Origin of the sequence: Paenibacillus sp. FSL K6-1566 (genome assembly GCF_038050475.1) — a bacterium.
Taxonomy (GTDB): domain Bacteria; phylum Bacillota; class Bacilli; order Paenibacillales; family Paenibacillaceae; genus Paenibacillus_AQ; species Paenibacillus_AQ lactis.
Map to the genome: position 1 here is coordinate 6,584,726 of NZ_JBBOSR010000001.1, position 6,893 is coordinate 6,591,618.

Consider the following 6,893-nt stretch of genomic DNA (forward strand, 5'->3'; position numbering starts at 1 on the left):
TTACAGGAATCTCTCATACGTATTTTAAGATTAAACGTCTACCGACGCACTTTCACGGAAGACAGACCGCCAAGTCGTCGTCCATCGACGCATCTCTTGATAACAGACCGCAGTAATTGCGGATGATGTCCTTTATCTTCACAGAAAATGCCTTTTTACATTTAATCACGATCAGGACTAAAAGTCAAATCAAACTTTGCCTTTTTAGGGAAGCTTAAGTTTTCCACATGTAGCGTTTATTGCTAGTTTTGATTTATCCACATGGGGATAACCTATTGAAACCGTCTGTGAATAGAACTATCGGCGTTTTTCGGACCTTGATCGGGCGACGCCTCGCCGGTTTACACCGGCGCCATAAAGGAGTAGTATAAATAATTGAATTTAAGTTGTATACAAGTATACATCTAAGAAGGAGCTGCATCATATTATGAAAATAGGCATGATCGGCCTTGGGAAAATGGGTCTCAATCTGGTCCAGAACCTGATTCATCATCAGCATGAGGTCGTCGCGTACGATTTGAATGCCGATCTGGTGAGCAAGGCTGCCGGTTATGGGGCCGAAGGCACCGCTTCGACTGAAGAACTGGTGGCGAAGCTGGATTCGCCCCGTATCATATGGATGATGGTTCCTGCCGGTAAGATTGTGGATTCGGTCATTGATTCGCTATCCCCTCTTCTTGCCCAGGGCGATATTCTGATTGACGGCGGCAACTCTCATTATAAGGATTCCATTGCCCGGGCAACCCGTTTGTCGGAGCAAGGAATTTATTATTTCGATGCCGGCACGTCCGGCGGCATGGAAGGTGCCCATAACGGAGGCTGCTTTATGATCGGCGGCAACCGCGAGGTATTCAGCCGCATCGAACCCCTGTTCAAGGACATGGCTGTCGAGAACGGCTATCTTTACGCCGGCGAAAGCGGCAGCGGACATTTCCTCAAAATGGTCCATAACGGGATCGAATACGGGATGATGCAGTCCATTGCCGAAGGATTTGAAGTGTTGGAAAAGAGCGCTTTTGACTACAATTACGAGGATGTTGCCCGGGTATGGTCGAACGGTTCCGTCATCCGCAGCTGGCTCATGGAGCTCACGCAGAACGCTTTCTCCAAAGATCCGAAGCTGGAAGGCATCAAAGGTGTCATGCATTCCTCCGGTGAAGGTAAATGGACCGTCGAAACGGCGCTGGAAGTTCAGGCAAGCGCACCGGTAATCGCCCTCTCCCTGTTTATGCGTTACCGCTCGCTGGATCAAGATACGTTTCATGGAAAAGTCGTGGCAGCGCTTCGCAATGAATTCGGCGGCCATGCGGTCGAGAAGTCGGAATAATCCGCTTCTCCATCCGCGTTTTAGCAAGCGTCTTCATAGCCTGGATAACATCCGGGGAAAAACGGCATCATGAATGGAATCCGGAACTTTTCCTGTGGTATGATTACCACGAAAGAGGATGATTACTAGTTAACCGGATTGGAGAATCAGTCTATGAAATACCCATCGGCCTGGCTGCAGGGAGCTTCGCTTGGCGAGGCCATTGCGAGCGAGTTAAGGCTGCAGATCATTAGCGGCACGATCAAGCGCGGGGAAGTCATTTCGGAGAACCGGATCGCAGGCGAGTTCGGCACCAGCCGATCCCCTGTTCGCGAAGCGATGAAAACGCTGTCCAGCGAGGGCTTGATTCAGTTGGAGCGCATGGGCGCTGTTGTCATGGGCCTATCCCTTAAAGACGTCGAAGAGCTGTACGATGTGCGGTATCTTATTGAAAGCTTCGTGCAAGGAGAGGTTTTTGCGCGGCAGCAGCCGGAATTGATCCGCCAGCTTCGGCAAATTGTCGACAGGATGGAGCTTGCTGCCAAGCATGTGGATCCGATCGAGTATTCCTATCAGGATCTGAGCTTCCACGAGCGCATCATAACCGAGGCGAATCATAAGCGGATCATGCATTTATGGAAGAGCATCCGTCCGATTGTGATGACGGTCATGCTGATCACAACCCGGCAGGTGTTCAGCGGAGGTGCCTCCAAGCTCCGATACGTAACGGACAAGCATATCCGGCTTATTCAAGAGATGGAATCCTTGGATCCGGACCGGATTCAAACGGCGGTTCAGCAATATTTCGATGATTCCCGCCGGACGCTGCATCTGAGTTTCCCGGAGGATTAACTTATCGTAGTCCTCCCTTCCTCCGTTTCTTATTGCACGCTCTAAGTTGTCGACAAGTATACAATAGAAATTCATTCTGTTTTGGGCATACTACCGCAGAAAACCGCTCAGTTTACCAATAACCACCCGGACATAATGGGTAATCTATAGGAGGAAGACAGCTATGAACACACTTTTTGGTCTCAGCCATAACGCTACTTTAATGTTCTGGACCTTGCTGACGATCGTTTTTCTGATCGTGCTGATATCCAAATATAAGTGGAATCCCTTCGTTACACTACTGATCGCTGCGCTGCTGCTGGGGCTGTTGACCGGCATGCAGCCGATGGACGTGATCACATCCATAACCGGCGGTCTCGGCGGAACGCTCGGAACGATAGCCATCGTTATCGCGCTTGGCACCATGCTGGGCAAAATGATGGCCGAGTCCGGAGGCGCCGAGCAAATCGCAACGACGCTGGTCAATCGCTTCGGGGAGAAGCGGGTACACTGGGCCATGATGATTGTCGGCTTTATTGTCGGTATTCCCGTGTTTTTTGAGGTCGGTGTTATTTTGCTGATTCCGATCGTCTTTACCGTAGCCCGTAAAACGAAAATGTCGCTGCTGCAGATCGGCATTCCGATTCTGGCCGGCTTATCCACGGTTCACGGTCTGGTTCCGCCCCATCCCGCTCCGATGATCGCGATTGATGCGTACGGCGCGGACCTGGGCATTACCATTCTGTACTCGTTTGTCATCGGGATTCCTGCCGCCATTCTTGCAGGTCCCGTATTCGGCAAATATATCGGCAAGCGGATCACAACCGAGCCGCCTGAAGAGCTGGCCGAGCAGTTCTCCAGCAAAGCGGATCGCGGACTGCCCGGCTTCGGCATCACGATCTTCACCATCTTGCTTCCCGTCATTCTGATGCTGATCGGCTCGGCAGCTGAGATCATCGATCCTAACAACACGAGCGCCATATCTGTCATCTGCAAATTCGTGGGACACGAAGTCATCGCCCTTCTGATTGCGGCGGTGTTCTCGTTCTTCTCGCTCGGCTTTGCACGCGGCTTCAACAAGCATGAGCTGTCGAAGTTCACCAGCGAGTGTCTAGCGCCGATCGCCTCCATCATTCTGATTATCGGTGCAGGCGGCGCCTTCAAGCAGGTACTGATTAACAGCGGCGTCGGCAATGCGATTGCCGAGATTGCCACCGGCGCCAACATCAATATCATCCTGTTCGCATGGCTGGTCGCAGCCCTGATCCGGGTTGCAACCGGCTCGGCCACCGTAGCCATGACGACGGCTGCCGGCATTGTTGCACCTGTGCTCGCCATGACGCCGGACGCCAATGTCGCGCTTGTCGTCCTTGCTACCGGCGCCGGATCCATCGTCTTGTCCCACGTCAATGACGCTGGATTTTGGATGGTTAAGGAATTCTTCAATATGACCGTAGCCCAGACGCTGAAGACCTGGACCGTGCTGGAGACGATTCTCTCTGTAACCGGTCTTGTATTGGCCCTTGTCCTAAATCTAATTGTATAATTGAACATAAGCTCATGAGGTCCCCGGTGAAGATACGCGCATCAACGCAAGACTTCGCTTGGGGACCTCAAATAGAAAGAAGGTATGTCTCTTGAGTACACAGAACTACATGATCGGTGTCGATATCGGAACGACAAGCACCAAAGCGGTGCTGTTTAAGGAGAATGGAGAAGTCGTCGCCAAGGCCGGCGGTGAATACCCCCTTCACACCCCTACGCCTTCGACGGCCGAGCAGGATCCGGAACAGATTTTTCAAACGGTGCTCTCCTCGGTCCAAGGCGTGATGGCCGATACCGGAATTTCTCCGAAGCAGGTATTGTTCGTGTCCTTCAGTGCCGCAATGCACAGCGTCATTGCCGTGGATAAGGAAGGAGTCCCGTTAACCCGCTGCATTACGTGGGCGGATAACCGGAGTGCCGCCTGGTCCGCGAAGCTCAAGAAGGAGCTTGGCGGCATGGAGCTGTATTTGAGAACCGGCACGCCGATTCACCCGATGTCGCCGGTGACAAAGCTGATGTGGCTCCGTCATGATCAGCCGTCCGTGTTCAAGCAAACCGCCAAATTCATTTCGATTAAGGAATATGTATACTATAAGCTGTTCGGCAAGTATGTGGTGGACCATTCCATCGCCTCCAGCACCGGCATGATGAATCTGGAAGCCCTCGCTTGGGATCAGGAAGCGCTGAAGCTGGCCGGGATTACCGAGGATCAATTGTCCACACTCGTGCCAACCACACATATCATGACAGGCCTGAAGGAAGAATACGCTGCTCGTATGGGTCTCCTTCCTTCCACTCCGTTCGTGCTTGGGGCTGCGGACGGCGTTCTGTCCAACCTTGGCGTCAACGCAATTCAGCCGGGCGTCGTTGCGGCGACCATCGGTACGAGCGGCGCCATCCGAACGGTCGTAGACCGGCCGATGACCGATCCGAAAGGACGGATCTTCTGCTATGCCCTGACCGAGAAGCACTGGGTCATCGGCGGTGCCGTCAATAACGGCGGCATGATTTTCCGCTGGGTACGGGACGAATTCGCGGCATCGGAGATTGAAACGGCCAAGCGGCTCGGGATCAATCCGTACGATGTGCTGACCAAAATTGCAGACCGCATTCCTCCGGGCTCGAACGGCCTTTTGTTCCATCCGTATTTAACGGGAGAACGTGCCCCGCTGTGGGATCCGAATGCGCGCGGCTCGTTCTTTGGCCTTACGCTGAACCATCAGAAGGAGCATATGATCCGTTCCGTATTGGAAGGTGTCATTTTCAATATGTATACCGTTCTGCTCGCCATGGAGGAGCAGATGGGCCATCCGGCGAAGATTCACGCCACCGGCGGTTTTGCCCGCTCACCGATCTGGCGGCAGATGATGGCCGATATCTTCGACCAGCAGGTGATCGTGCCGGAGAGCTATGAGAGCTCCTGTCTCGGCGCCGTCGTCCTGGGCTTATATGCTACGGGAAGAGTGGATTCGCTAGATATCGTCTCAACGATGGTCGGCGGCACGCATGAGCACCAGCCGGTGAAGGAGAACGCCGATGTGTATAAAGCGCTCCTTCCGATCTATATCCGGATCTCGCGCAAGCTGGAGGAAGACTATGAAGCCATATCGGAGTTCCAGCGCAGATTTGAGCAGAAATAACATGAGTGACCTAGTAAAATAAAGACAGCCTGTCTTTGGCGGAGGAATATCCCTCGCAAAGACAGGCTTTTTTTATGATGCAGGATGCATGCTCCCCGGCGCACCAACAATCTGGGTGATCATGCAATCACCGAGGGCGGATTAAGAGCCTGGGGCGAATCGCCAACAGTCTCGAATATAACGGGCCTAATGCCTTTTTTACAAAGCAGACAGCGTAAGCCTCCCTTCTACTGTCCTAATCACAGCGCGTGAGCAAAAAATATCCACAACGAGAATCCCATCCCAAAAATACCGCCGACCTTGCACATGAAGAAATAGAAATCGCTCGGCTCCGGGTCACTCACCATCAGATTGGAAGGAGATATATGAAACATAAAGCGCTGAAAGGCTTCATAACGAAAACTGCACCAGTTGAAAATAAACAATGCGACGGCCAAAAGGAAGAACCCTACGCTGCCGTTAGGCTGATGGAACGCTTCGTCCGACGCAGCGGCAATATCCGCTGGAAAATAACGAGGGCTATCCGGATCACTTATTTTGTTTCCCAACCCAACTTGTATGACTGCCGGGGGAAGCACCCACTCTCCAGCCTGATCAAACACCTGGAATCCGTCTTGGCCAAACGGCTCCACCCGGAATTCGGTACCATCCGGATAAACGACAGCATACGGCTCCCATTCCCCGCTCATCCCTTCTTTTCCGTGAATCTGGTACCTTTCTCCCTCGGCTTCAATCACCCGATCTGACTCATACTTGTGAACATACACCGGACTTCCCCGGCCGAATAAAGCGCGATATTCGACCGTACCGCTGCCCGAATCCTCATACTTGAAGTATTTGACGTCGTCCAGATAAAAAAAATGTCTTCGAATAATAGCTTTGCGCCCAGCCTGCGACCGCAGCAACGATCAAGACCAGCACGAGCAACCCTAGCCATCTCCTCCACTGAATCCTAGGCTGCGTTTCTCCCATCCCGTTTCCTCCGTTCGAAGTTTCCTTATAGTACGTCGATGAATGACCACTGGTTGCGCTGCTCTCAGCCCCCCTGAGCAGGCAAAAATCCCCCATTCGACATGCCATGCACGTCCGAGTGAGGGATATCCACAACCATTTTTACCTTTGGTTGATTATAAAGGCCGCTAGAACATTCAACCAGAAGTTATGAACAGATGGAGATGGAAGCAAAAATTGTTTGCGATTTGGACAACCTGTGCATAATTTTTTTCGCATGAAGGCTAATGATGTCGAAAGCTGAACAATTTATAAACAATATCTAGTGGTGTGAATAAGAATTATGCACAACGTATTGAATTTGTGGATAAATTAGCGACATACATTGAAAATAAGGCCTTCTTTTGCTATGATGATATTACTTTTGGATGTGAATATGTGAATGAACACATGATATTATCAACAAGCTGTGGATAAAGTTGTGAACAATTTCAATTTATCCATATTTTTTTGTTTCCACAGGGGGTTAGTTTTGGGGATAATTTGACATCGTTCATTTTGGTTCGACATTTCCACTCATGGCTCTAGCCACATTTGGAAGATTTAAAGGAGTGACAGTT

5 protein-coding genes are annotated in these 6,893 nt (G+C 51.4%); 4 read left to right on the forward strand and 1 reads right to left on the reverse strand.

Going from position 1 to position 6,893, the window contains the following annotated elements:
* The first annotated feature begins 427 nt into the window (after window positions 1-427).
* From gnd to gntK, 4 genes are all read left to right on the forward strand, one after another.
* Window positions 428-1,327: a phosphogluconate dehydrogenase (NAD(+)-dependent, decarboxylating) gene (gene gnd / locus NST08_RS29495; RefSeq protein ID WP_007129232.1), complete on the forward strand. Its 900-nt coding sequence runs from the start codon at window positions 428-430 to the stop codon at window positions 1,325-1,327.
* 153 nt (window positions 1,328-1,480) lie between these two features.
* Entirely contained in the window at window positions 1,481-2,158 is a 678-nt protein-coding gene (locus NST08_RS29500) for an FCD domain-containing protein (protein ID WP_028406529.1), read from the forward strand.
* A gap of 163 nt (window positions 2,159-2,321) precedes the next feature.
* On the forward strand, window positions 2,322-3,683 hold the full coding sequence (locus NST08_RS29505; protein WP_007129234.1) for a GntP family permease: 1,362 nt from the start codon (window positions 2,322-2,324) through the stop codon (window positions 3,681-3,683).
* Window positions 3,684-3,774: 91 nt separating this feature from the next.
* Window positions 3,775-5,322 carry a gluconokinase gene (gntK, locus tag NST08_RS29510; RefSeq protein ID WP_341034654.1) on the forward strand — a complete coding sequence of 516 codons (1,548 nt, stop codon included), beginning with the start codon at window positions 3,775-3,777 and terminating at the stop codon, window positions 5,320-5,322.
* Window positions 5,323-5,561: 239 nt separating this feature from the next.
* On the opposite strand, the gene NST08_RS29515 is transcribed toward gntK, so the two are convergent.
* Complete coding sequence (locus tag NST08_RS29515) at window positions 5,562-6,227, reverse strand: hypothetical protein (RefSeq protein ID WP_341342599.1); 666 nt, start codon at window positions 6,225-6,227, stop codon at window positions 5,562-5,564.
* Window positions 6,228-6,893: the final 666 nt, after the last annotated feature.

Excerpts from the sequence above, each read along its gene's own strand:
- gnd (WP_007129232.1), top strand. The coding sequence starts at position 428 with ATGAAAATAGGCATGATCGGCCTTGGGAAAATGGGTCTCAATCTGGTC.
- NST08_RS29500 (WP_028406529.1), top strand. The coding sequence starts at position 1,481 with ATGAAATACCCATCGGCCTGGCTGCAGGGAGCTTCGCTTGGCGAGGCC.
- NST08_RS29505 (WP_007129234.1), top strand. The coding sequence starts at position 2,322 with ATGAACACACTTTTTGGTCTCAGCCATAACGCTACTTTAATGTTCTGG.